A 22,555-nucleotide genomic window follows, 5' to 3' on the forward strand; every position below is an offset into this window, starting at 1 on the left:
ATGCCTGCCAAAAGCCCTGTCATCATCGACCTGAAGTTCATTCCGCGCGAAGTGGAAGACGGCCTGAAAGGGGCGTTTCCCGGACGGGAGGTCATCAATCTCGCCGACCCCGCCCATAAGGGCCGTGATCTCTCCGGCATCGATTATGCCGTCGTCTGGAAATCGGACCCGGCCCTGTTTTCCCGCGCGCCGGATTTGAAGGTGGTGTTTTCCGGAGGTGCCGGCGTCGATCATGTCCTGACACTTCCTGGCTTACCGGATGTGCCCCTGGTGCGCTTCGTCGATCGCAGCCTGACGACGCGGATGAGCGAATGGGTGGTCATGAACTGCCTGATGCACCTGCGCCAGCACCGTGCCTATGAGGCACGGGCAAAGGCGCATGTCTGGGAAGACTTGAGCCAGCCGGAGGCGGCCGATGTGACCGTCGGCGTCATGGGGCTCGGCGTTCTCGGCCAGGATTCCATCCGCAAGCTCGGCGTGATGGGCTTCCGGACGATCGGCTGGTCGCGCTCGAAAAAGACGATCGATGGTGTCGAGACCTTCGCCGGTGGCGAATTGGATGCGTTTCTGGGCCGGACCGATTTTCTTGTCAGCCTCTTGCCATTAACGGCGGAGACGCAAAGCATCCTCAACGCCGACCTGATTGCAAAGCTCAGCCGCAACGGCCCCTTCGGTGCCCCGGTCCTGATCAATGGCGGGCGCGGTGGCAGCCAGGTGAGTGCCGATATCATCGCGGCGCTGCAATCCAGCGCGCTCGGCGGCGCCTCGCTTGATGTGTTCGAAGAGGAGCCGTTGGACAGCGGCAGCCCGTTCTGGGATATGGACAATGTCTATGTCACGCCGCATGTGGCGGCGTCTTCAGACGTCAAGGCGCTGTTTGTCCATGCCGAACAGCAGATGGACCGTTTCGAAAACGGTTTGCCGCTGGAACATCTGGTGGATCGCAAAGCCGGCTATTGATCAGGGGCGGCGGAAACCGGTGGGTTTGTTGTAAAGCCAGCCGATCCGCTGGATCGATTCCTCCAGCCCCTCGTGCGAGACGCTCATCGTGTGGCCATTGGCGTGCAGAAGCGTATTTTCGTCTTCCATGATCGCCACATGTCCCTTCCAGAACACCAGGTCGCCGCGGTTCAGTTCGTTGCGGTCGATCGGCGTGCCGAGTCCGTTCGCCTGCATATCGGTATCGCGCGGCACGCTGCGGCCGGTCATCATCATCGAGAGCTGCACGAGGCCCGAGCAGTCGATGCCGAAGCCCGAGCGCCCGCCCCAGAGATAGGGGGTTTCGAGAAACCGCTCGGCGATGGCGACATAATCGCCGGAAAGCGGCTGGCCAGCCTCGGCGCAATGATTGGCAATCACCGCCTGTCCGCCTTCCATCAGGAAGTATCGTGTGCCACGCGTCTCGCGCTCGTCGATGACGGCGATCCGGTTTCCCATGGACAGCGCCTGCACAGTCGGGAATTTGAGGTCCGGCCCGGAATAGATGAAGGTGCGCGGTGCGGTGACGATATGGGTCAGGCTGCGCACGACAGGGGACACCGCATAATCGGGGATATAGCCGACATAATCGTCGAAATCCGCCTTCACCCAGGCCCAGCCCGCGCCGGTATCGAGGACGCGCACGGTTTCGCCGAGCAGAAGTTCCGTATCCGTGCCGCATTCCAGTTCGGGACGTGCCCGCATCTGGACGACGGGAACGCAGATGATCCCCGCAGTGCCGCTGACATAATTGGGCGCCTCGACGACGCCGCGCAGGCGTTCTTCGGCAAGGTCGGTGCGATAGGCGTTCAGCCGGCGGTCTGGAAGATCGAGCATGGGGTCTCAGATAGACAGTTTGCGTCCCTGATCAATGATCAGGTCGCCAAGTTTTTCAAGATAAAGCGCACCATCGACCGTGCGCTTGATGATCACATTGCGTCTGTCGCGCTCGTCGCGGCTGCGGGTGACAAGGCCCAGATCGCCCATCGTATCCAGCGCGCGGGTAATCACCGGCTTGGTCACGCCGAGAATTCCAGCGAGACCACGCACCGTATGCGGCGGCGGAACGAGGTAGATGTGCAGGAGAATGGAGATCTGCCGGAGCGTCAGGTCGCGGTTATCGACCCGGACCTGTTGCAGCGAGACACTGTGCCAGAGGTTCAAAGCCTGCGAAGCTGTCAATTCCACCGGCATAGGACGTCCCTGGTTGCATCAGCCCCTATTTTAGCGATGAGACCGTTACGGAAGCGTTTCTTCTTGAGGGCGTGTGACAAGGCCCTTAGATCCGCGCGATGGCCTTTTCGATCCTTTGCAAATGCGCGGCGCGTTTTGCCGGTGTTGCGCGGTCCATGTCGTGCATCGAGATCATCCGGAATTTGACATCCTTGGCGCAGAAGGCCGCGATCCCGCGTTTCAAAAGGCGGCGCACCGGGTTACCCATGTAGAGCTTGACGACCCACCAGGGCGATCCCGTGGTCGTGAATGCCCAGAACAGCTTGATATTCGTCAGCCGTGGAAGGATGCGGCCGCCGGATTGCTCGTGGTCGAAGGCAACGCCCGGCGCAAACACCCGGTCGAAGAAGCCCTTGAGGATTGCCGGAAAGTTGAACCACCATTGCGGAAAGACGAGGATCAGCCCATCGGCAGCGCGCAGCCGCGCAACGATGCCATCCACCGCCGTGGTGTCATAGGGCGTGTCGAAATAGCCGCGCCGCTCGTCTTCCAGCAGACGCGGATCGAAACCTTCCTTGTAGAGATCGAGCAGATCGACGCTATGGCCGCCCTTCTCCAATGCCGCCTTCGCGGTGGCAGCAACGCCTGCGGCAAAGCTGTCACTCAGCGGATGAGCGAGAACGAGGAGAATATGCATCCTAGAACAGGCTGCCCTGTTTGGGCGGCGCTGCGGCTGGCGGCTTTTCGGCGCGTTTCTTTGCCGTCTGTGCTGGCGGCGTCGCGCTGCCCTCGGTCGTTACGGCGTTGATCGAGCCATCGGCAAACTCGATGGCGATCGTCTGGTTGAGAGACAGGGCAGCAGCACCCTTCACCGGCGCTCCCATCTCGTCGCGCACCAGTGCATAGCCGCGCTTCAGCACGTTGCGGTAGGACAAGGATTGCAGGATGCGGTCATGCGCCGTGACAGTGCTGCGCCGGCGGCGCAGGTCGGCCAGAAGCGCGCTGTCGGCCCGGCCGGAAAGACCGCTCAGGCGATCCTGTGACCGGTGAATCTGGCTCAGCAAACGGCCAGGCAGGGTGCGCAAGGCGGCATCGGCCGAGGATATCCGCGAGGCGGAGCGTTGCAGCAGGCGCTCGATGATGCGCTCGGCGCGGATCATCCGCTCTCCGAGTTTCTGGCGCCGCTCATTGATCCGCGTCGAGAGCATGTCGGGTCGCAGATGCGCGGCGGTTCGCTCGAAGCTTCGCCTTTTGTTGGCGGTATTCATCTGCAGCCCGCGGCCGAGCCCCGCAGAGGCCTCGTCGAAACGGCGGCGTGGCAGAGCCAGCAATTGGTCGAGCGAGGGAAGCGCCCGTGTCAGTGCGCGCACGCTTTGGCGGCGATTATCCATCTGCCGCCCGACAGCCGATTTCAGGCGGGCCGACAGCGCCGAAACGGCGGCTTCCAGATCGGCCTTCACCGGCACGGCCATTTCCGCAGCGCCCGTCGGCGTCGGCGCGCGCTGGTCGCTGGCATAGTCGATCAGCGTCCAGTCGGTCTCGTGGCCGACGGCCGAAATCAGCGGTATCTGCGAATTCGCCGCCGCCCGCACCACCGCTTCGTCGTTGAAGCTCCAGAGATCCTCCAGGCTGCCGCCGCCGCGCGCGACGATCAAAAGGTCGGGCCGCGCAATCAGGCCGCCGCTGGAAAAGCTATTGAAACCCTCGATCGCCGCCGCCACCTCGTTGCCCGACCCTTCGCCCTGCACGCGGACCGGCCAGACGATGACATGGACGGGAAAACGGTCGGAGATGCGGTGCAGAATATCGCGAATGACCGCGCCGGTGGGCGAGGTAATGACGCCGATGACTTTTGGCATGTAGGGCAGCGGCCGCTTGCGCGCGGCATCGAACAATCCTTCGGCGCCCAGCTTGCGCTTGCGCTCCTCGATCAGCGCCATCAGCGCGCCGGCCCCTGCCGGTTCCAGCGTTTCGATGACGATCTGGTATTTGGAGGAGCCGGGGAACGTCGTTACCTTGCCGGTGGCGATCACCTCCATGCCCTCTTCGGGCCGGAACTTCAGCCGGCTCATCGTGCCCTTCCAGATGACAGCGTCGATGCGCGCCTTGTCGTCCTTCAAGGCAAAATAGGCGTGGCCGGAGGAATGTGGGCCGCGATAGCCGGAAATCTCGCCGCGTACCCGCACCTGGTCAAAGGCCTGCTCGACCGTGCGCTTGATGGAGCCGGACAGTTCGGAGACCGAATACTCGGCGAGATTGGAGGGCGAATCGGATTCGAAGAACGAGCTCATCCGCTTATTTTGCCGCGCCTAGTGTAAGATAGCCAGCCTTGCGCCTTGTGCTCAACAGACCTTTGCGCATGGCGGTGCTCCACATCTGTCTTGGAGTGCCCGAAACCCGCCGGGCTTTTACCGGCAGGTTTCCGTTGGAAGCGGATCAGAAAGGTTCCCAGCCATCCTTCTCGCTCGCCCGGTAGATGGCGTCGATCAGTTTCTGATTGTTAACAGAGCTTTCCAGCGTCACGATTTCCTGGCTTTCGCCCTTCGCAGCGCGCGAAAAGGCTTCGGCCTCCAGCTTGTACTGGCGCGCATCCTGGAAGCGGAAAAGCTGGGATTGCGAATGGTTCTGGTTGGTGAGTTCCAGTTCCTCGGCGCCGTAACGGTCGGCGTTGAACGGGGATTTCACCTCGATAAACCCCTTGTCGCCATGGAACACCATGACTTGGCGGGCGGCCAACTGGGTCGAGATATAGAAGCTCAGTTCGAAATCGCCGAAATCGGCCCGCACGCTCGAAAAGATATCGGTGCCGAATTCCGGATCGCGATCGGTGTTCGCCTGCACCCGCAGCGGTTCCTTGCCGGTGACGAAACGGGTGGAGATCGTCGGATAGACGCCGATATCCGGCAATCCGCCACCGCCAAGTTCTGGCTTGTTGCGCATATTGCCGGCGTCGCGGTTGTAATAGGTGAAGGCGCCTTGCACATGCTTGAGCGTGCCGATCGCACCTTCATTAAGAAGCGAGCGCACCTTGTGCCAGACGGGGCTATAGGTGACCATGAAGGCTTCGGAAATCAGAACCTTGTTGCGATCGCGCGCCTCGATCACGGCATCGATTTCCGATGCCTTGAGCGCCATCGGCTTTTCGCACAGCACATGCTTTCCGGCATTGGCGGCCTTGATGGTCCATTCAATATGCTGCGAGGTCGGCAGCGGAATATAGACGGCGTCGATCACATCGGATGCGAGCATCTCTTCATAGGAGCCGAAGGCGTGCGGCACCGAAAAGCGGTCGGCCATCTCGCGGGCCCTGGAAAGATCGCGGCTGGAAATCGCCGTCACGACGCAGTTTTCAGCGTCCTGAATGGCGGGAACAACGAGTTCGCGGCCGATCTTGGCCGTCGACAGAATACCGAAACGCAACATGGTGTGTCCTCTCCGTTTTGGCGGCACAGTATCTGCGAGGTACGTGCCTATCAAGCTATCCAGGCGGGAATAAAATTGCCGCCTGGCATGTAAAAGCGCTGTACCCCGCCTATGTCCTTGGTGCAGGCTTCACGCCTCCCAAGCGATGACCCCAAACAATCTGGAGCGACCTCATGCAAAAGCAAACCCTTGGCCGAACCGGCCTGCCGATCGCGCCGCTGGTTTTCGGCGGCAATGTCTTTGGCTGGACCGCCGATGAAAAAACCTCCTTCCAGTTGCTCGACGCCTTTTTCGAGGCGGGCTTCAATGCCATTGACACAGCCGATGTCTATTCCTCTTGGGTTCCCGGCAACACGGGCGGCGAATCTGAAGTGATCATCGGCAAATGGCTGAAGCAGTCCGGCCGCGCCCGGGACGAGGCGGTTATTATCACCAAGGTCGGATCCGAATTGGGGCCGGGCAAAAAGGGCCTGTCGGCCACGTGGATCACGCAGGCGGTCGAGGATTCGCTCCGGCGCTTGCAGACCGATCATATCGATGTCTATCTCTCCCATTGGCCGGATGACGAGACACCGTACGAGGAAACGCTGGGCGCCTATGACAAGCTCCTGCAGCAGGGCAAGATCCGCCATTGCGGCGCTTCCAATCTGAATGCCGGGCAATTGCGCGCAGCGCTCGATGTTTCGGCCAGTCAAAACCTGCCGCGCTACGATGTGCTGCAGCCGGAATACAATCTCTATGACCGGGCTTCCTTCGACGGGCCGCTGCGCAATCTCTGCATCGCCGAAGAGATCGGCGTCATCAGCTATTACGCGCTCGCGAGCGGCTTTCTGTCGGGCAAGTACCGCTCGCACAAGGATCTTGAGAGTTCACAACGCGGCGGTGGCGTCGGTAAATATCTCGACGGACGCGGCATGCGCATCTTGGGCGCACTCGACGAAGTGGCTGCCGATACCGGCAATACCCAGGCGGAAATTGCCCTCGCCTGGATCATGGCGCGCAAGGGCGTGACCGCGCCCATCGCCAGCGCCACCAGCCTGAAACAGCTGGAAAGCCTGGTGAAATCAGCCTCGATCACTCTTTCGGACGAAGCCATCCGGCTGCTCAACGAAGCCAGCGAATAAACGCAACGGGAGGGGCGGACAATGGCGATAGAAATACGCGACGCAGCGCCAGGTGACGAAGCCGATTGGCGCAGGCTCTGGGCAGGCTATGTCGCCTTCTACCGGGTTGCCGTGTCGCAGGACGTAACGTCCACCACCTGGGCGCGGATCATCGATCCGGCAACGCCCTTGTTCATGCGGGTGGCGGTCCTGGATGGCCAGGTGGTCGGCTTTGCCATCTGCCTCCTGCATGAGGCAACCTGGGTGAAGGAGCCGGTCTGTTATCTGGAGGATCTGTTCCTGGATGAGGCGGCACGCGGACAAGGAATCGGCAAGGCCCTGCTCGATGACCTCGTCACCAAGGCGAGATCCAACGGCTGGGCGCGTCTGTATTGGCATACCGACGAGGGCAACGAGACGGCGCGCAAACTCTACGACCAATATGTCGAGGCTGACGGCCATGTGCGCTACCGGATGAGCTTTTAAGCTCTGAGGTTAGGGAAGCCCGCGTAGAATGCGGAATGATCGCCGGAATGGTTGTCCATGCCCGCCTTGGTCAGAAGCCCGGCCGGCGCGACATAGCTGCGGATGCGCCGGACAGGGCGCTCATGCCACTGGATGTTGAAGGCCCAGAGTTTCGGGAAAAAGCAGAGCGAGGCATAGGGCAGGTGGTCATGGATCCACCAGGCGAGCGGCTGCCAGCCGCTGATTGTCGCGCGCCGGTCCCAGACCCAGGGTACGACGATGCAGGCCGTCGCCCCCATGCAGCCATCGGCATCGCGCATATCCCAGATATGGTCGGCAGCCGTCGCGGCATTGGTCGAGCAGTTGAGCCTGTTGCGGTTGCCGAATGCGTTGACCGAACGAGACCGGTAGCCGGAGCGGATATGCAGCCGCCCGAATGTCCGCTGCAGCGGTTCCAGCAGCTCCTCGCAGAGTTTTGTTCCAGCGGCGATCGCCAGATCCGGATCGTCGGGAATATTCGGCATGCCGTAGAAATCGGCGATTTCCGAATGCAGGAAGTCGCGCAGGAAGAAATTCTCAGACAGCTGCGCCCGTCCCAGATCCTCCAGTGCTTTCATTGATCCCGGTTTTTTCATCCGTTGCTCCTCGGTTTTAGCGAAGACTATGCCGGAGCGAACCAGCGAGCCACCCGTTTCCGGCGCGCCGGATTGCCTTCATTCGACCGCGCCATCGTGATAGGATTGTATGGTCAGCAAGGGAGAGAAACATGTCCGACGAGCAGGCAATAGGCGCGGTCGTTCACCTCTATGTCGATGGCATGGCGTTTTGCAACGAAGCGGCGCTGCGCAAGGCTTTCCATCCGGATGCCAAGATCATCGGTCATTACGAAGGTGCCGTCGAATGGATGTCCCGTGACGATTTCATCGCCGCCATTTTGGCCGAACCGCCGGCCCCTCCCGGAACCCAGCCGCTGATGGATATCGAGATCACCGACATCGAAGGCGACGCCGCCTTCGTCAAGGTCACCGACGAATTCGCCGGTATGCGGTTCACCGATTACCTGTCGCTCCTGAAGATCGACGGCCGCTGGGTGATCGTCAACAAGCTTTATCATCTGCACCGGTAGGATTTTGAGCGGGGGCCGCCTACGCCACCACCGGTGTCTTCAACCGCAGGCCAAGCACCAGTGGCACGCCGAGCGCGTAGATGGCGACGACCGATAGCCAGATCGCGCCGGGCCATTCCTGCCTGAAGACGAAATAGAAGCTTGAGAAAGCCAGCGGCGCAACGATCGAGGCAAGGCTGACAACAGATGCCAGCACGCCTTGAAATTGCCCTTGGCTGCTCTCGTCCACCTGACGGGTGGCGAGAGACTGCAGCGCCGGCACGCCGATACCACCCAGCGCGAAGATCGGCATGATCGCGAAGATCATCCAGCTCTGCGTCGCAAACGCCATGACGATGAGCGCGATACAGGTCCCGGCGACACCGGTCAGAATAGCTGCCCGCTCGCCGAGCAGCTTCACGGCGGGGCCGGGAAGGAATGCCTGCGCAAGCGTCTGGCAGACACCGAAGGCGCCGAGCGAAAGGCCGATCCACAAGCCGTTCCAGTGAAAAGTGTCGCTTCCCCAGAGCGCCCAGCAGGTGCCATAGGCCTCGCCGGTGGCGCTGAAGATGAAAAAGATGAGGATGACCGGCAGCACGCTCTTCATCGAAAACACCCAGCGCAGCGGCCGCAGCGGATTGAGCGCACTGAGATTAATTTTCTCTCTGGAGGGCATGCGCGATTCCGGCAGCACGAAAAATGCCAGCAGAAGATTGCAGCCGTTCAACAATGCGGCTGCAATGAAAGGCAGCCGCAGCCAATGCTCACCGAGCACACCACCAAGGACGGGCCCGATGATGAAGCCGATGCCGAACATGGCATTGAACAGGCCGAAGCGGCGGGCGCGTTGGTCTTCGCGGGAGATGTCGGTGATATAGGCCATCGCCACGGCAATATTGGCGCTCGTCAGGCCGGCAATGGCGCGGCCGATGAAAAGCATCCAGAGGTTGGAAGCGAAGGCAAGGAAGAGATAGTTGACGGCGGCGCCGCCAAGCGAAATCAGGAGCACGGGCCGGCGGCCCAGCCGGTCGCTGAGCGCACCGAGAACCGGTGCAAAGATGAACTGCATGACGGCATAAAGCGCCGTCATCGTGCCGATATAAGGCGCGACATTCTGGGTATGGGCCACGTCCTGCAGGAGCGTGGGCAGAATGGGAAAGATGAGCCCGATGCCGACGGCATCCAGCACAATGGCGGTAAATATGACAAAGAGAGGCCTGTTCATGGCGCGATCCGATCGACGCAGGCATGCGGGCGCAAAAAGACGCCGATGACCTGCGATGGGGCCTGACGGAGGTCAGGCATGTGGTTTCAAGGAAACGCTGGCCGATCCCGCCGAAATGCGCAGGGATGGCGTGTGCTTGACCACCTGGACGACAATTCGTCCACCTGTTTACTCCGCCAATGGGCGGCTCAAGGGAGGCGGTCGCTTTTCGCGATGGATGTTATTTACATCGGACGATTGCGCGCGGCAAGTCGGTTTTTGGTGGTGGCAAAGAGGTGCCAAGCGTCTCGTTGCATTTTGCGTAAAAGCCGCCCTTCGGAACGGCTATCGTCTTCTTAGGCGATCAACATGGCGGATTCACACCGGTTCGTGCTTTAAATTGCAACGACCTTTGAACGCTAATGATTTCGGTTCTAGCCACCTTGTTTTTTTCGAATAAAAGCGTCGTTGCTGCTTTCCCGGAACACGCCCTACGAAAAGCCCTGCTGACAGGACCGTAGACGAAAAGATACCCATTGAGATCAACGCAGTTAGGTGGTCCGGTGGCAATCCAGTTGCCATCGGCGTCGCACCTTTCTGTATAGGGAAAGTTTTTAGCTGTATCCGCCAGACGCCTGAGTGCAGCGCTCTCGCTGTACATGTCCCATAGAAAATACGATACGAAAGCGACAAACGCGAGGAAGGTCCCAACTCTAAAAAGACCGCGCGATACACTTGGGGTGGCTTCCTCAACCCCCATTATGTGTTTCTCTGTTTCGTGTCAGCCTGTAGAACAACCCGACTTGTCCTTGAATTCATCGCTACAAACACGGTAGCTCACCGTGACCGGAATTTGATAGGGGCAAAATCCGCCCCTATCAATATGTTGATACTCAAGCCCGCAGAACACCGCCGGTGTTCTTCGTCACATTGGCAATGATCTTGGCCGTTAGAGCGTCAAAATCCTCGTCGGTCAGCGTGCGCTCGGCCGGCTGGATGACGACTTCGATGGCAACGGATTTCTTGCCTTCGCCCACCGATGCGCCTTCGAAAATATCGAAGACGTTGACGCCGGTGACGAGCTTGCGGTCGGCGCTCGATGCAGCCTTCAGGATCGCGCCCGCTTCGACCGACTTGTTCACCACGAAAGCGAAATCGCGCTTGACGGCCTGGAAGGGCGAAAGCTCCAGCGCCGGCTTGGTGCGGGTGGCCTTCTTCTTTGGCTCGGGCATGGCGTCGACATAGACTTCGAAGCCGCAAAGCGCGCCGGAAACGTCGAGCGCTTCCAGCACCTTGGGATGGAACTCGCCGAAATGACCGAGAACGATTTTCGGGCCGAGCTTGATCGTGCCGGAACGGCCGGGATGATACCAGGACGGGCCGCCGGCCTCGAACTGGACATTGCCCATCGGCACGCCGCAGGCTTCCAGAACCGCGATGGCATCGGCCTTGGCGTCGAAAACATCAACCGGCTTGCCGCCGCCCTTTACGGCATTCGACCAGGAGCGGCCAGCGCCCGCAAGCGCGGCCGTGCCACGGCGGATACCGCCGGCAACCCGCCGCTGTCCGGCCGGGGTGTCGTTCTCATAAATACCGGAGACCTCGAAGATCGCCACGTCGCCAAAGCCCTTGTCGGCATTGCGCTGGACAGCGGTCAAGAGGCCCGGCAGCAACGACGGCCGCATGTCGGACATATCGGCGGCAATGGGGTTGGCCAGCGACAGGCTTGCGGCGCCACCGCCGAACAGCTCGGCCTGCGCCTTGGAGATGAACGACCAGGTGACGGCTTCGAGCATGCCGCGCGCGGCCAGCGCCCGCTTGGCAAGCCGGGTGCGGATCTGCAGCGTCGTCAGGATCTTGCCGTTGACCGCGCCGAGGCTTTCGATCGGCTCCGGCTTGATATTGTCGACGCCATGGATGCGCATGACTTCTTCCACCAGATCCGCCTTGCCATCGACATCCGGACGCCAGGAGGGCACGGAGACCGCAACGCGTTCACCCGAGCCTGCAACGCTAAAGCCGAGACCATTGAGGATCGCGATGCTCTCTTCCGCGCTGACCTCAAGACCCGTCAGGCGCTTCACTTCGGAAACCGGGAAATCGACGATCTTGGCCGTGTAGCCGGCATAGCCGACAACATCGGTCTTGGCGGCCGTGCCACCGCAGATGTCGAGGACCAGCTGGGTGGCGCGTTCGAGGCCGGGAACCATATATTCAGGATCGACGCCGCGCTCGAAGCGGTAGCGCGCATCGGTAATGATACCCAATGCACGGCCGCTCTTGGCAATGTTCATCGGGTCCCAGAGCGCGGATTCGATGAGAACATCGGTGGTGTTCTCGTCACAGCCGGAATGCTCGCCGCCCATAATGCCGCCGATCGACTCGATGCCGTTTTCATCGGCAATCACCACGTTAGCCGGCGAAAGCGTATATTCGCGCGTATCGAGCGCCAGAACCTTTTCGCCTTCGACCGCACGGCGAACCGTGAGATCGCCCTTGACCTTGGCGGCATCGAAGACATGCAGCGGCCGGCCCTGGTCGAAAGTCATATAGTTGGTGACATCGACCAGGGCATTGATCGGGCGAAGGCCGATGGCAAGCAGACGCTGCTGCATCCATTTCGGGCTCGGGCCATTCTTGACGCCGCGCACGAGGCGCAGCGCAAAGCCCGGGCAGAGATGACTGTCTGCGCCGAGATCGAGCCGGACCTTGGCCGGCGTCTCGCCGTCGACATTGAAGGATGGTGCAACAGGCGCTTTCAGCGTGCCGAGGCCGGAGGCGGCGAGATCGCGGGCAATACCGTAGATCGAGGTGCAGTCCGGACGGTTCGGCGTCAGGTTGATCTCGATCATCGGATCGTCAAGCCCGGCATAGGCGGCAAAGCTGGTTCCAACCGGGGCGTCGTCCGGCAGGTCGATGATGCCGTCATGGCTATCCGACATCTGCAGTTCTTTTTCCGAACACATCATGCCACGGCTCTCGACGCCACGGATTGTGCCGACGGCGAGCGTCACGTCGATGCCGGGAACATAGGCGCCGGGAGCGGCAAAGGCACCGATCAGGCCAGCGCGTGCATTCGGCGCGCCGCAGACGACCTGGATCGGGTCGCCCGCACCGGTATCGACCATCAGCACTCTCAGCTTGTCAGCCTGCGGATGTTTTTCCGCCGAGACGACCTTGGCGATCACGAAAGGCTTGAACGCGGCCTTGTCATCGACCTCCTCGACCTCAAGCCCGATCGCCGTCAGGCGCGCGCAGATCTGTTCGAGGGTGGCATCCGTTTCCAGATGATCTTTCAGCCAGGAGAGTGTGAATTTCATTGAGTTGCTCCTTCGGGTCTCGGCACAGTATTGGTCTCCATGCGGGGCAGACCGTCGTCGAGATGAAAAAATGGCAGTTCCTCGCGCACGTAGCCATGCACGGTCGGCGGATAGTTTTCCGGGGCATCCATGGCCCCGAGCATCATGAAGATCTGGTCGCCGAGACGCGCGTCCTTATAGGCAAGTGGCGCGCCGCAGGTGCCGCAAAAACTGCGCGTGACGGGGGCCTCGCCATAGGTCGATGCGTCTTCACCTGCGAAGGTGACGTCATCGCTGTAGAAACCGACAAAGGCGACAACCGGCGCACCACTTGCCCGCCGGCAATCGCCGCAATGGCAATAGCTGGTGTAAAAGGGATCTGCGCTGGCCTGGAATCGAATGGCTCCGCAGCGGCATCCGCCTGTGTGAAGGGTCATTGCTTCATGCTGCCTTTTCTGGGGCCACAGCGCCGGGAGCTTTGATGCCAAGAAACATGCTTTTCACCGAAATACCCTCATCGACCGCAGTCCACCAGATGCCTTCGTACATCAACTCGATGTCATTTAACTCGCTGTCGTTGAGCTTCGAAAGGAAGGGATACCACCAAAGAGGCGTTGCAATGACACGGCCGTCGGCGAGCGCGACATGAACTTCGCCATCCGAACACCAGGCCCGTACCGGCCGCATTTCATCGGTTTCAAAGGCCAAAGAATTCATTCCAGGCACCTATCCATTCATCACGATGTTGCAAGGCTACTTTAAGCAACCGTGCGATTTCCTGGTCAGTATATCCCTTGTTCTGCGCCACATCCAAACTCTTCAGCCAGATCTTCAGGGACTTTCCGTCCTTAACGATATGAACGTGCGGCGGCTCGCCGATGTCCAAAGCATAGAAGCGGAACTTGTAGCCATGCCAAATCAGCAGGGTCGGCATGTCGCTAAGCGCTCAACCCGCCAAACAGCGTCGGCATGTCGAGCGGGCGGAAACCGTAATGGCTCATCCAGCGGACGTCGGCATCGAAGAAGTTGCGCAAATCGGGCATGCCATATTTCAGCATGGCGATACGGTCGAGACCCATGCCCCAGGCAAAGCCCTGATAGACATCGGGATCAAGCCCGCCGGCGCGCAGAACGTTCGGATGCACCATGCCGCAGCCGAGGATTTCCATCCAGTCGGTGCCCTCGCCGAACTTGACGATCGGGCCGGAGGAGCGGTCGCACTGGATATCGACCTCAAAGGACGGCTCGGTGAACGGGAAGAAGGACGGGCGAAACCGCATCGTCACGTCATCGACCTCGAAGAAGGTCTTGCAGAACTCTTCGAGGATCCAGCGCATGTTGGCGACGTTTGACTTGGTATCGACAACGAGGCCTTCGACCTGATGGAACATCGGCGAATGCGTCGCGTCGCTGTCCTGGCGGTAGGTCTTGCCGGGAATGATAATGCGGATCGGCGGGCTCGAGGCTTCCATCGTGCGGATCTGCACCGGCGATGTATGGGTGCGCAGGACCTTGCGCTCGCCGTTTGCGTCCGGATTGAAGAAGAACGTGTCGTGCATCTCGCGGGCCGGGTGACCTTCGGGAAAGTTCAGCGCGGTGAAATTGTAATGGTCGGTCTCGATATCGGGACCTTCGGCGATCGAGAACCCCATGTCGGCGAAGATCGCGGTGATCTCGTCGATGATCTGGCTGATCGGGTGGATGCGGCCGCGCTCGGCCGGCGAGGAGCGCACCGGCAGCGAGATATCGACGGTCTCGCGGGCCAGGCGCTCGGCAATCGCAGCGTCCTTCAAATCGGACTTGCGGGCGGTGATGGCGGCAAAAATATCGGTCTTCAGCGCATTGATCGCAGCACCGCGCGTCTGGCGCTCTTCCGGCGTCATCGTGCCGAGCGTCTTCAAGAGTTCGGAGATCGAGCCCTTCTTGCCGAGTGCGTTGACGCGCACGGCCTCGATCGCCGCCTCATCACCGGCAGCGGTCACTTCGGCCAGTAGATTGTCTTTCAGTGTTTCCAGATCGGACATCGTTCATTTCCCGGTTCATTGCCGTGATCGGTCAAAGAAAAACCCGCGCCAGCCGTGCCAGCGCGGGTTTCCCAATTCATATCCAAAAGGCTTGGGAAGCGCTGGTTTTAACGAACCGCGCTTTCAAACTCGTTGGTGGTGCCTGCGTCCTTGAGGTATTCAAGCGCCTTCTTGGCAGCGCCGATCAGCGCGCCGAATGCTTCAGGCTCATGGATTGCCATGTCGGAGAGAACCTTGCGGTCGACTTCGATGCCAGCCTTCGACAGACCGTCGATGAAACGGCCATATGTCAGGCCATGTTCGCGAACGGCAGCGTTGATGCGCTGGATCCAGAGAGCGCGGAAGTTGCGCTTGTTGACCTTGCGGTCGCGATAGGCAAAAGCCTTCGAGCGATCCACGGCAGCCTTGGCTGCGCGGATGGTATTCTTGCGGCGGCCGTAGAAGCCCTTGGCTGCCTTGAGTGTCTTCTTATGCTTGGCGTGGGAAGTTACGCCGCGTTTTACACGTGCCATGTCATGATCTCCTTAAAAAATCCAAAAGTGCCAGACGTCTTAGAGACCGTTGGGCAGGTAGTTCTTGATGACCTTCTTGCCATCAGGCTCTGCAAGCACCATGGTGCCGCGTGCATCGCGAATGAACTTGTTGGACCGCTTGATCATGCCATGGCGCTTGCCTGCGGCAGCTGCCATCACCTTGCCGGTCGCGGTGATCTTGAACCGCTTCTTGGCCGAGGATTTCGTCTTCATCTTGGGCATTTTGCTACTCCATTCTTCTTGGTTTTGAGATCGACTGACGAGGTCGTCTCCAGCGTAAAGAACGGCCACGGCATGCCCTGCCGGACCGTTCGGACGGGGGCTTGTAACCGAAGCGCCCGCAAAGTGCAATGGGACTTAGGATAATTCCCGTTGCCCGCCGTCAAAATGAAAAAGCCGCCATTGCGGCGGCTTTCATCAGGTGCGGCCCTGGAGGGGCGGTTACCTTGGAGCCAGAACCATCATCATCTGACGGCCTTCCAGCTTCGGCTCGGCTTCGACCTTGGCGATTGCCGTGGTGTCTTCCTTCACCTGGAGGAGCAGTTTCATGCCCAGCTCCTGGTGTGCCATTTCGCGACCGCGGAATTTCAGGGTCACCTTGACCTTGTCGCCCTCTTCGAAGAAGCGGTTCATCGCGCGCATCTTGACGTCATAGTCATGCGTATCGATGTTCGGACGCATCTTGATCTCTTTGATCTCGATGATCTTCTGCTTCTTGCGCGCTTCGGCGGCTTTCTTCTGCGTCGCGTATTTCAGTTTGCCCAGATCAAGGATCTTGCACACCGGCGGTTCCGCGTTCGGCGAGATCTCGACGAGGTCAAGACCCAGTTCTTCCGCCATGCGGAGCGCCTGATCTGTGGGAACACTACCGTGGTTTACACCTTCGGCGTCGATGAGCTGAACCCGGAGGGACCGGATTTCCTTGTTAGAGCGGGGCCCGTCTTTGACTGGGGCGTCCGTTTTGAACGGTCTGCGAATGGTCGTACTCTCCTCGAGCTGTTACGAATGCAATGTCGGATAATAGCGCTTTGTCCCGGCAAAAATGCCGTCCAACTGCCGCTTGGTCTTCATGTGTAAATTGCTGCGGAAAAGTCAATAACACAGGTCTTCACGAAAATCACCACCTGTCAGGCATTCGAAGAATCTGTTTTAGAAAGAAAATCGGCGGAAAGCGCTTTAAAACAAGGAAAACAGCATGTCATTGCCACTGTCGAATACGGATCCGGACATGCTCGAGGTTGGTCACGGTCCCGAATCGCGCCGCATTGCCATGCGCGTCCTCAAGGCAAAAAGCGGAAACAGCCTGCCCACCCTGGTCTGGCTCGGCGGTTATCGCTCGGACATGACCGGCACCAAGGCGGTGGAGCTGGAGCGTCACGCGGCGGCGGCCGGCGCCGCATGCATCCGCTTTGATTATTCCGGCCATGGCGCTTCCGGCGGTGCCTTTGCCGACGGCACGATTTCAAGGTGGCTGGAGGAAAGTCTGGCCGTCATCGATCATGCCGCACCGGAACGCATGGTTCTGGTCGGCTCGTCGATGGGGTGCTGGGTGGCGCTCCGGCTGATTGCCGAGTTGCGCGCCCGCGGGCAGGGCGAGACAGTCGCCGGTCTCGTTCTGATCGCGCCGGCCCCGGATTTCACCAGCGACCTCATCGAGCCCAATCTTTCGGATGCCGAACGCGCCTCGCTGTCCGAGCGCGGCTATTTCGAAGAGCCCACACCCTATGGCCCGGATCCGAACATCTTCACCGCGCGGCTGATCGAGGACGGGCGGCAGAACCGGGTGCTGACCGGCATTATCGAAACCGGCTGCCCCGTGCATATCCTGCAGGGCATGCAGGATCCCGATGTGCCCTATGCGCATGCCCTGAAGCTGATGGAGCATCTGCCATCGGACGATGTGGTCATGACGCTCATCCGCGATGGGGATCATCGGCTGTCGCGGCCGGAGGATATCGCACGGATTTTAGCTGCCGTGGACGCCATGGCGGCTGGCTGAAAACCGCAATACCCCTTGTGCCAAAGGGATTGCCGGGCATTTTAACCATATCCGGCGATCCCCAAATCTGCAGATTGACTTCGTTTCGGCCGCGCTGTTAACTCTTTGTTAACGATTAGAGCGGCGCGCGGCGGGGTATCTCCGCGAAAGCTGACCACGGTTTTCAAGCTTCGCGGGGATTCTTCAGACATGGTTTTGAAGAAAACCGCGCCACAGGGGACTTGCATGGCGCAGTTGATGGGCATCCGGAAAATGGTCGTGGCATTCGCGGCAGTTTTCGTTTCAGCAGGCGCCGCAATCCCGGCGCCGTCGGCAACCGCCCTGTCGATGCAGACGGGCGCCATCACCTCGCAGCCTATCGGCCATTACGAGTTCTGCCAGTCCCACCGTCCGGAATGCGAGATCAAGACCAAATCGACGGTCGCCCCGCGCGTCACCGATTTCGGCTGGTCGGTCATCCGCCAGGTCAATCTCGCCGTGAACAATGAAGTCACCCCGATGACCGACATGGACCTTTACGGCAAGGACGAGGTCTGGGCCTATCCGGAGGGTGCCGGCGATTGCGAAGACTATGTTCTCTTGAAGCGCAAACGCCTGCTGGAAAAAGGTTTTTCTCCGGCCGACCTGTTGATCACCGTCGTGCGCAAGCCGGATGGCGAAGGCCATGCCGTTCTCACCGTGCGCACCGCACAGGGCGACTTCATCCTCGACAATCTCGACAATGACGTAAAGATCTGGAGCAAGACACCCTATCGCTTCCTTAAGCGCCAGGCATCGTTCAACACGGGCCGCTGGGTGACGATCGAAAACGGTGCGGAAGTCCTGGTCGGCTCGGTCGGAAACTGACATTCACGAAATTCTGAATTTGAAAAGGGCGCGACCGGATCCGGGCGCGCCCTTCTTTATTTGATCAGGCTGTCTTCACCGGCAGGACCTGGCCGACATCGATCCGGTTGCCATCGGGATCCTCAAAGACGAAGGCCCGAAGGCCATAATCCTTGTCCTGCAGGCTTTTGATGATGCGTAGCCCCTGGCCTTGGCAAATTGCATGCAGGGCATCGACATCCCCCACCATCATATGGGCCACATTGAAGGCTGCAGCCTTGTGATCCGGCTGCAGGGTCAGGTGCAGTTCGGCCTGATCCCGTGCAAGGATCATGAAGCCGACCGGATTGCCGTTTTCGAAGGTTTTCCGGAAACCGAAGACGTTGACATAGAAGTCGTGGGCCTTGCCCATGTCCTTGACCGGGAGCATGGCGGCAATTCGCCCGAAGCGAATGCCGTGATCGGCGATGTCATCCATCGCTTCACCTCAGATTTGGGAGAATTCCGGGGCCAAGGCGGGCGGTGCCGCGTCAGAACCGTACTCCTTTTTTCGATTGATGAGACGGTGCTCACGCCCGATCGGCTTTAGCAGGAAAATCCTCAATGGCAAAGCGCCCGGTCATGCATTGCCGATCAGGATACCTGCCGCCAGCACCAGTCCGCCACCCAGCACCACCTGGAATGCCGCGCGTAAAAACGGCGTTTCCATATATTTGTTCTGGATGAAGGCGATGACCCAGAGTTCGAAGAAGACGATGATGGCGGCGGTGATGGTCGCCGTCCAGAAATGCGGGATGAGATAGGGCAGGGCGTGGCCAAGACCGCCGAGCGTCGTCATGATGCCGCAGGCAAGGCCGCGCTTGAGCGGCGAGCCCCGGCCCGAGAGCTTGCCGTCGTCATGGGCGGCTTCGGTAAAGCCCATGGATATGCCCGCACCGACCGAGGCGGACAGGCCGACCAGGAACGTCTGCCAGGTGTCCTGCGTGGCGAAGGCGGCGGCAAAGATCGGCGCGAGCGTGGAAACCGAGCCATCCATCAGCCCGGCAAGGCCCGGCTGCACGTAGGTCAACAGGAACTGGCGATGGGCGGTTTCATCCTCGGTCTTGCGCGCGCTCTCCGGCACATGCTTGTCCGTCAGCATGCGGGCAATGTCTTCATGGCCCTGTTCGGCAAGAGCGAGGTCTCCCAGCAATTGCCGGGTCGCCGCGTCGGACGTGTTTTTCGCTGCCTCCACATAGAAATTATAGGCCTGTGTTTCCATCGCTTCGGCCTCGCCGCGCATGGCATCGAGCGATTGGTTGTGGCGCAGCCAGTCGGGTTTGCGGGTGAGAAAGCCGCTGACATGCTCGCGCCGGATCAGCGGAATCCGCTCCCCGAAACGGCGGCGATGCATGTCGATCAGCATGGTCTTGTGGGTGTTTTCCACCTCGCCCATATCATCGAAAACCTTGGCGGAATCCGGATATTTGTCCCTCAGCGCATCGGCATAGGCAAAGTAGATGCGGGCATCGTCCTCTTCAGAGGAAATGGCGAGGGCCAGAACCTCCTGTTCGGACAGCGAGGACAATGTGCGCTTGGAGCGCGGCAGCAGGCGGGAAAACATGATGTAAGCGACCTAGTTTAGAATAATTCTAAATTTAGGGCTGCATCATGTGAAGGTCAAGCCCCGGCGCCGAGTTAGGCTGCAGGATAAAATTCCCCTGGGAACAGAAGGATAAGAATGGCACGGCGGCCAGCCGCTTAGAGAGTGATGTTCAGCGTCTGCTCGCGCACGATATAGGCTTTTTGCCGGTCGGTAATGTAATCGCGTACGATCGGTGCGGCATCGCGCGAACGGGACAGCTGCATGTGAAAAACCAGCTGGCTGCCGGTGCGGAACATCGTTTCGCAGCTCACCAAATAGAATTCCCACATGCGGGCAAAGCGCTCGTCGTAGAGTTCAACCACCTTGTCGCGGTTCTTGTCGAAGCGCTCGACCCAGTGCTTGAGCGTCGTTGCATAGTGAACGCGCAGGAATTCCAGATCGCTGACCCACAGGCTGTTGCGCTCCACCACTTCGAATACTTCGGAGAGGGCGGGCGAATAGGCGCCGGGGAAGATATATTTGCGCAGCCAGGCGCTGGCCATGCCGGGCGGGCTCATATGGCCGATGGAATGCAGCACCGCGATGCCGTCGTCGGGCATCAGTGCATTCAGCTTCTTGAAATATTCGTCGTAATGGCTGACGCCGACATGCTCGAACATGCCGACTGAGACGATGCGGTCGAAGGTCTCATTGACCTCGCGGTAGTCGCGCAGCTCGAAACGGACGCGGCCCTCAAGGCCCGCATCCTTGGCGCGCTGCGTCGCCAGCGCCTGCTGTTCCCTGGAGAGTGTGACACCCAGCACCTCGACATTTTCGAGCTGGGCGAGATAGAGCGCCAGATCCCCCCAGCCGCAGCCGATATCCAGCACCTTCATGCCGGGCCGCAGGCAGAGTTTTGCGGCCAGCAGCCGCAGCTTGTTGCGCTGCGCCTGCTCCAGCGTCTCGTCTGGCTCGCGGAAATAGGCGCAGGAATAGAGCATGTGCTTGTCGAGGAAGAGCTTGTAGAATTCGTTACCGAGATCGTAGTGATGGGCGACGTTGCGCTGGGCCTCGCCCTTGACGTTGGATTGCTGGCGCTTGCGAAAGCGCATCTTGATGGCGCGCAAAGCCTTCTGGATAGGATAGGAGCCGAGCGACAGCCGGTTGATCGAAAACAGCGTCAGGAAATCGCGCAGTGTCGAGCCGTCTTCGAAGCGCAGCGTGCCGTCCATATAGGCCTCGCCGGCGGCCAGTTCGGAATTGAATACGAGGCTGCGGTAAAGCTTGCGATCGGTGAGCCGCATCGTTACCTCCGGGCCCGGCTCCCCCTTGAAAACATGTGGTTTGCCATCGGCGTCGATAACGGTCAGCTGGCCCTTGCGAATGAATGCTTTCATCATATGCGATAGTGGAAACATGCACACCTCGATGGAAAAAGCGACGCTTGCAAAGCAGCACTCTATCACCCGGCTTGTAAAAAGCGCGCCATTAATTCTGGCCTGTCAGCGGCCTGTGGCGGTGGCTCCGGCGCTGGCGGCAACGACGAGAACGGTGCCACCGATCTGCAGCGCGGTCATCGGCTGGCTGAGCACCAGAAAGCCCGCAAGCGCGCCGAGCGCCGGTTCAAGGCTCATCAGGATGCCAAAAGATGAGGTGCTCATCCGCCGCAGCGCGATCATTTCGAGCGCATAGGGGATCAGCGGCACGAGGAGAGCGAGCCCGGCAATGGTGACGACACCTTCCGTCGTCATGCGTGGCAGGTCGATGAGCCCGAACGGCGTGGCGACAACGGCCGCAACGATCAGCGACATGGAGAGCCCCTGCAGGCCTTCAAACGCGTCCCCGGCCTTCTTCATCAGGATGATGTAAAGCCCCCAGCCGGTGGCAGCCCCAAAGGCAAAGAGTATGCCGGTCGTATCGCCGATCCAGCCATTTCCATCATGCGCCAGAAGCAGCACGCCGGCCCCGGCGATCAGCGGCCAGACAAGCCGCCAGCCAAGCCCGAAGGCAAAAGTGGCAACCGCAAGCGGACCGAGGAAATCGATGGCAACGGCGAGACCGAGCGGAATACGTTCGATGGCGGTGAAAAAGCACAGCGTCATACCGGCCATGCAGGCGCCCAGCATTCCCGCCATCTGCCACTGCGCCCGCGAATAACGAAGGACCGGCGGGCGAACGATCAAGGCCAGCAGAACCGCAGCCCAGGCCAGGCGCAGCCAGGTGGTGCCGAACGGCCCATAGGCAGCGATCGACGGTGCCGACAGCGCCGAGCCGAACTGGACACTCGACATCGACAACAGACACATCAGGCCGCCGGTGAGTGCTGCTGCGGTGCCGGCAGCAGGCAGCGTGTTGACAGGCGCAACGACACCTTCGCTGCCATGGACTGGTGTTTTTGTCCGCTGATCCAAGGCTCGTCCTCCCACAGGCAATGGCGCTCACGCCCCTGACTGGCTCTACCGAATGCCGGCGGTTGCGGCAAATTCATATTTGTGGCGGTTAATATAAGGGTATTTGATCATGCTTATGGAGCCCTTGGAACATATTGCCCGCCAGCCCGTTACAGGTTGCAGCAGAAACTGTGTGTTAAACGAGGGAAAAATACCATGGACGTAAACGGCGTAGGTTGGATCGCAGCAATCATCATCGGTGGCTTTGCCGGCTGGCTGGCAGAACAATTCATGAAATCCAATATGGGTTTGTTCATGAATATCATCTTGGGCATTATCGGCGCCGTCGTCCTCAATGCAATCCTCGCCTTTGCCGGCATGGGTTTCACCGGTTGGCTCGCCTATCTGGTCATCGGCTTTATCGGCGCCTGCATTCTCATTGCGGTAGGCCGTGCCGTACGCCGGTAAAG

At 60.1% G+C, this 22,555-nt stretch carries 26 protein-coding genes; 7 read left to right on the plus strand and 19 right to left on the minus strand.

The annotated features are described in order from the left end of the window. Window positions 1-960, plus strand: coding sequence for a glyoxylate/hydroxypyruvate reductase A (locus ASD32_RS09880; protein WP_060637864.1), 960 nt, complete (start codon window positions 1-3; stop codon window positions 958-960). On the opposite strand, the gene ASD32_RS09885 is transcribed toward ASD32_RS09880, so the two are convergent. From ASD32_RS09885 to ASD32_RS09905, 5 genes are all read right to left on the minus strand, one after another. Continuing rightward, window positions 961-1,815 (minus strand): NlpC/P60 family protein, encoded by an 855-nt coding sequence (locus ASD32_RS09885; protein ID WP_060637865.1) that lies wholly within the window; start codon window positions 1,813-1,815, stop codon window positions 961-963. Window positions 1,816-1,821: 6 nt separating this feature from the next. Beyond that, a complete protein-coding gene (locus ASD32_RS09890; protein WP_060637866.1) occupies window positions 1,822-2,172 on the minus strand; it encodes a MarR family winged helix-turn-helix transcriptional regulator in 351 nt (116 codons plus the stop codon). 85 nt (window positions 2,173-2,257) lie between these two features. Continuing rightward, window positions 2,258-2,848 (minus strand): NAD(P)H-dependent oxidoreductase, encoded by a 591-nt coding sequence (locus ASD32_RS09895; RefSeq protein WP_060637867.1) that lies wholly within the window; start codon window positions 2,846-2,848, stop codon window positions 2,258-2,260. A 1-nt stretch (window position 2,849) separates the two neighbouring features. Beyond that, window positions 2,850-4,442, minus strand: a complete 1,593-nt coding sequence (gene xseA, locus ASD32_RS09900; protein WP_060637868.1) for an exodeoxyribonuclease VII large subunit — start codon at window positions 4,440-4,442, stop codon at window positions 2,850-2,852. Between the two features lie 145 nt (window positions 4,443-4,587). Further along, entirely contained in the window at window positions 4,588-5,574 is a 987-nt protein-coding gene (locus ASD32_RS09905) for a Gfo/Idh/MocA family oxidoreductase (protein ID WP_060637869.1), read from the minus strand. 173 nt (window positions 5,575-5,747) lie between these two features. Here ASD32_RS09905 and ASD32_RS09910 point away from each other — a divergent pair, with 173 nt between their 5' ends. Both ASD32_RS09910 and ASD32_RS09915 read left to right on the plus strand, forming a co-directional pair. Further along, entirely contained in the window at window positions 5,748-6,698 is a 951-nt protein-coding gene (locus tag ASD32_RS09910) for an aldo/keto reductase (protein WP_060637870.1), read from the plus strand. 21 nt (window positions 6,699-6,719) lie between these two features. Then, window positions 6,720-7,163 (plus strand): GNAT family N-acetyltransferase, encoded by a 444-nt coding sequence (locus ASD32_RS09915; protein WP_060637871.1) that lies wholly within the window; start codon window positions 6,720-6,722, stop codon window positions 7,161-7,163. Here ASD32_RS09915 and ASD32_RS09920 read toward each other — a convergent pair. Next, on the minus strand, window positions 7,160-7,777 hold the full coding sequence (locus tag ASD32_RS09920; RefSeq protein ID WP_060637872.1) for a hypothetical protein: 618 nt from the start codon (window positions 7,775-7,777) through the stop codon (window positions 7,160-7,162). The two genes, ASD32_RS09915 and ASD32_RS09920, sit on opposite strands and share 4 nt — an antisense overlap. A 131-nt stretch (window positions 7,778-7,908) precedes the next feature. Here ASD32_RS09920 and ASD32_RS09925 point away from each other — a divergent pair, with 131 nt between their 5' ends. Then, window positions 7,909-8,268 carry a nuclear transport factor 2 family protein gene (locus ASD32_RS09925; RefSeq protein WP_060637873.1) on the plus strand — a complete coding sequence of 120 codons (360 nt, stop codon included), beginning with the start codon at window positions 7,909-7,911 and terminating at the stop codon, window positions 8,266-8,268. 19 nt (window positions 8,269-8,287) lie between these two features. Here the strand turns inward: ASD32_RS09925 and ASD32_RS09930 are convergent, their stop codons facing one another. From ASD32_RS09930 to infC, 9 genes are all read right to left on the minus strand, one after another. Then, entirely contained in the window at window positions 8,288-9,472 is a 1,185-nt protein-coding gene (locus ASD32_RS09930) for a TCR/Tet family MFS transporter (RefSeq protein WP_060637874.1), read from the minus strand. An 872-nt stretch (window positions 9,473-10,344) separates the two neighbouring features. Then, window positions 10,345-12,771 carry a phenylalanine--tRNA ligase subunit beta gene (gene pheT / locus ASD32_RS09935; RefSeq protein ID WP_060637875.1) on the minus strand — a complete coding sequence of 809 codons (2,427 nt, stop codon included), beginning with the start codon at window positions 12,769-12,771 and terminating at the stop codon, window positions 10,345-10,347. Next, window positions 12,768-13,187, minus strand: a complete 420-nt coding sequence (locus tag ASD32_RS09940; RefSeq protein WP_060637876.1) for a GFA family protein — start codon at window positions 13,185-13,187, stop codon at window positions 12,768-12,770. Before ASD32_RS09940 ends, pheT begins: the two co-directional genes overlap by 4 nt. 4 nt (window positions 13,188-13,191) lie before the next feature. Then, on the minus strand, window positions 13,192-13,467 hold the full coding sequence (locus tag ASD32_RS09945; protein ID WP_244490147.1) for a DUF2442 domain-containing protein: 276 nt from the start codon (window positions 13,465-13,467) through the stop codon (window positions 13,192-13,194). Continuing rightward, window positions 13,448-13,684, minus strand: coding sequence for a DUF4160 domain-containing protein (locus ASD32_RS09950; RefSeq protein WP_060637877.1), 237 nt, complete (start codon window positions 13,682-13,684; stop codon window positions 13,448-13,450). The genes ASD32_RS09945 and ASD32_RS09950 overlap by 20 nt, the downstream gene beginning before the upstream one ends. A 4-nt stretch (window positions 13,685-13,688) precedes the next feature. Continuing rightward, window positions 13,689-14,774, minus strand: coding sequence for a phenylalanine--tRNA ligase subunit alpha (pheS, locus tag ASD32_RS09955; RefSeq protein WP_060637878.1), 1,086 nt, complete (start codon window positions 14,772-14,774; stop codon window positions 13,689-13,691). A 107-nt stretch (window positions 14,775-14,881) separates the two neighbouring features. After that, window positions 14,882-15,286 carry a 50S ribosomal protein L20 gene (gene rplT, locus ASD32_RS09960; protein WP_060637879.1) on the minus strand — a complete coding sequence of 135 codons (405 nt, stop codon included), beginning with the start codon at window positions 15,284-15,286 and terminating at the stop codon, window positions 14,882-14,884. Window positions 15,287-15,325: 39 nt separating this feature from the next. Next, window positions 15,326-15,529 carry a 50S ribosomal protein L35 gene (gene rpmI / locus ASD32_RS09965; RefSeq protein WP_018323613.1) on the minus strand — a complete coding sequence of 68 codons (204 nt, stop codon included), beginning with the start codon at window positions 15,527-15,529 and terminating at the stop codon, window positions 15,326-15,328. 219 nt (window positions 15,530-15,748) lie between these two features. Then, window positions 15,749-16,285, minus strand: a complete 537-nt coding sequence (infC, locus tag ASD32_RS09970; RefSeq protein WP_082546723.1) for a translation initiation factor IF-3 — start codon at window positions 16,283-16,285, stop codon at window positions 15,749-15,751. Between the two features lie 217 nt (window positions 16,286-16,502). Here infC and ASD32_RS09975 point away from each other — a divergent pair, with 217 nt between their 5' ends. Next, window positions 16,503-17,306 carry an alpha/beta hydrolase gene (locus ASD32_RS09975; RefSeq protein WP_060637881.1) on the plus strand — a complete coding sequence of 268 codons (804 nt, stop codon included), beginning with the start codon at window positions 16,503-16,505 and terminating at the stop codon, window positions 17,304-17,306. Between the two features lie 225 nt (window positions 17,307-17,531). Further along, window positions 17,532-18,152, plus strand: a complete 621-nt coding sequence (locus ASD32_RS09980; RefSeq protein ID WP_060637882.1) for a transglutaminase-like cysteine peptidase — start codon at window positions 17,532-17,534, stop codon at window positions 18,150-18,152. A gap of 64 nt (window positions 18,153-18,216) precedes the next feature. Here the strand turns inward: ASD32_RS09980 and ASD32_RS09985 are convergent, their stop codons facing one another. From ASD32_RS09985 to ASD32_RS10000, 4 genes are all read right to left on the minus strand, one after another. Further along, a complete protein-coding gene (locus tag ASD32_RS09985) occupies window positions 18,217-18,609 on the minus strand; it encodes a glyoxalase superfamily protein (RefSeq protein ID WP_060637883.1) in 393 nt (130 codons plus the stop codon). Between the two features lie 141 nt (window positions 18,610-18,750). Next, complete coding sequence (mbfA, locus tag ASD32_RS09990) at window positions 18,751-19,734, minus strand: iron exporter MbfA (protein WP_060637884.1); 984 nt, start codon at window positions 19,732-19,734, stop codon at window positions 18,751-18,753. Window positions 19,735-19,871: 137 nt separating this feature from the next. Next, window positions 19,872-21,113 (minus strand): cyclopropane-fatty-acyl-phospholipid synthase family protein, encoded by a 1,242-nt coding sequence (locus ASD32_RS09995; RefSeq protein WP_060637885.1) that lies wholly within the window; start codon window positions 21,111-21,113, stop codon window positions 19,872-19,874. 84 nt (window positions 21,114-21,197) lie between these two features. Beyond that, the gene (locus tag ASD32_RS10000) at window positions 21,198-22,043 is read right to left on the minus strand and encodes an EamA family transporter (protein ID WP_060638147.1); all 846 of its coding nucleotides are present in this window, start codon (window positions 22,041-22,043) and stop codon (window positions 21,198-21,200) included. A gap of 258 nt (window positions 22,044-22,301) precedes the next feature. Here ASD32_RS10000 and ASD32_RS10005 point away from each other — a divergent pair, with 258 nt between their 5' ends. Next, on the plus strand, window positions 22,302-22,553 hold the full coding sequence (locus ASD32_RS10005) for a GlsB/YeaQ/YmgE family stress response membrane protein (protein WP_060637886.1): 252 nt from the start codon (window positions 22,302-22,304) through the stop codon (window positions 22,551-22,553). Window positions 22,554-22,555 lie beyond the last annotated feature (2 nt).

The organism is Rhizobium sp. Root483D2 (assembly GCF_001426685.1).
In the GTDB taxonomy this organism is placed as follows: Bacteria; Pseudomonadota; Alphaproteobacteria; order Rhizobiales; family Rhizobiaceae; genus Pararhizobium; species Pararhizobium qamdonense.

Bases quoted from the DNA above. Each gene is read 5' to 3' on its own strand.
- ASD32_RS09880 (WP_060637864.1), top strand. From the start codon at position 1: ATGCCTGCCAAAAGCCCTGTCATCATCGACCTGAAGTTCATTCCGCGC.
- ASD32_RS09885 (WP_060637865.1), bottom strand. From the start codon at position 1,815: ATGCTCGATCTTCCAGACCGCCGGCTGAACGCCTATCGCACCGACCTT.
- ASD32_RS09890 (WP_060637866.1), bottom strand. From the start codon at position 2,172: ATGCCGGTGGAATTGACAGCTTCGCAGGCTTTGAACCTCTGGCACAGT.
- ASD32_RS09895 (WP_060637867.1), bottom strand. From the start codon at position 2,848: ATGCATATTCTCCTCGTTCTCGCTCATCCGCTGAGTGACAGCTTTGCC.
- xseA (WP_060637868.1), bottom strand. From the start codon at position 4,442: ATGAGCTCGTTCTTCGAATCCGATTCGCCCTCCAATCTCGCCGAGTAT.
- ASD32_RS09905 (WP_060637869.1), bottom strand. From the start codon at position 5,574: ATGTTGCGTTTCGGTATTCTGTCGACGGCCAAGATCGGCCGCGAACTC.
- ASD32_RS09910 (WP_060637870.1), top strand. From the start codon at position 5,748: ATGCAAAAGCAAACCCTTGGCCGAACCGGCCTGCCGATCGCGCCGCTG.
- ASD32_RS09915 (WP_060637871.1), top strand. From the start codon at position 6,720: ATGGCGATAGAAATACGCGACGCAGCGCCAGGTGACGAAGCCGATTGG.
- ASD32_RS09920 (WP_060637872.1), bottom strand. From the start codon at position 7,777: ATGAAAAAACCGGGATCAATGAAAGCACTGGAGGATCTGGGACGGGCG.
- ASD32_RS09925 (WP_060637873.1), top strand. From the start codon at position 7,909: ATGTCCGACGAGCAGGCAATAGGCGCGGTCGTTCACCTCTATGTCGAT.
- ASD32_RS09930 (WP_060637874.1), bottom strand. From the start codon at position 9,472: ATGAACAGGCCTCTCTTTGTCATATTTACCGCCATTGTGCTGGATGCC.
- pheT (WP_060637875.1), bottom strand. From the start codon at position 12,771: ATGAAATTCACACTCTCCTGGCTGAAAGATCATCTGGAAACGGATGCC.
- ASD32_RS09940 (WP_060637876.1), bottom strand. From the start codon at position 13,187: ATGACCCTTCACACAGGCGGATGCCGCTGCGGAGCCATTCGATTCCAG.
- ASD32_RS09945 (WP_244490147.1), bottom strand. From the start codon at position 13,467: ATGAATTCTTTGGCCTTTGAAACCGATGAAATGCGGCCGGTACGGGCC.
- ASD32_RS09950 (WP_060637877.1), bottom strand. From the start codon at position 13,684: ATGCCGACCCTGCTGATTTGGCATGGCTACAAGTTCCGCTTCTATGCT.
- pheS (WP_060637878.1), bottom strand. From the start codon at position 14,774: ATGTCCGATCTGGAAACACTGAAAGACAATCTACTGGCCGAAGTGACC.
- rplT (WP_060637879.1), bottom strand. From the start codon at position 15,286: ATGGCACGTGTAAAACGCGGCGTAACTTCCCACGCCAAGCATAAGAAG.
- rpmI (WP_018323613.1), bottom strand. From the start codon at position 15,529: ATGCCCAAGATGAAGACGAAATCCTCGGCCAAGAAGCGGTTCAAGATC.
- ASD32_RS09975 (WP_060637881.1), top strand. From the start codon at position 16,503: ATGTCATTGCCACTGTCGAATACGGATCCGGACATGCTCGAGGTTGGT.
- ASD32_RS09980 (WP_060637882.1), top strand. From the start codon at position 17,532: ATGGCGCAGTTGATGGGCATCCGGAAAATGGTCGTGGCATTCGCGGCA.
- ASD32_RS09985 (WP_060637883.1), bottom strand. From the start codon at position 18,609: ATGGATGACATCGCCGATCACGGCATTCGCTTCGGGCGAATTGCCGCC.
- mbfA (WP_060637884.1), bottom strand. From the start codon at position 19,734: ATGTTTTCCCGCCTGCTGCCGCGCTCCAAGCGCACATTGTCCTCGCTG.
- ASD32_RS09995 (WP_060637885.1), bottom strand. From the start codon at position 21,113: ATGTTTCCACTATCGCATATGATGAAAGCATTCATTCGCAAGGGCCAG.
- ASD32_RS10005 (WP_060637886.1), top strand. From the start codon at position 22,302: ATGGACGTAAACGGCGTAGGTTGGATCGCAGCAATCATCATCGGTGGC.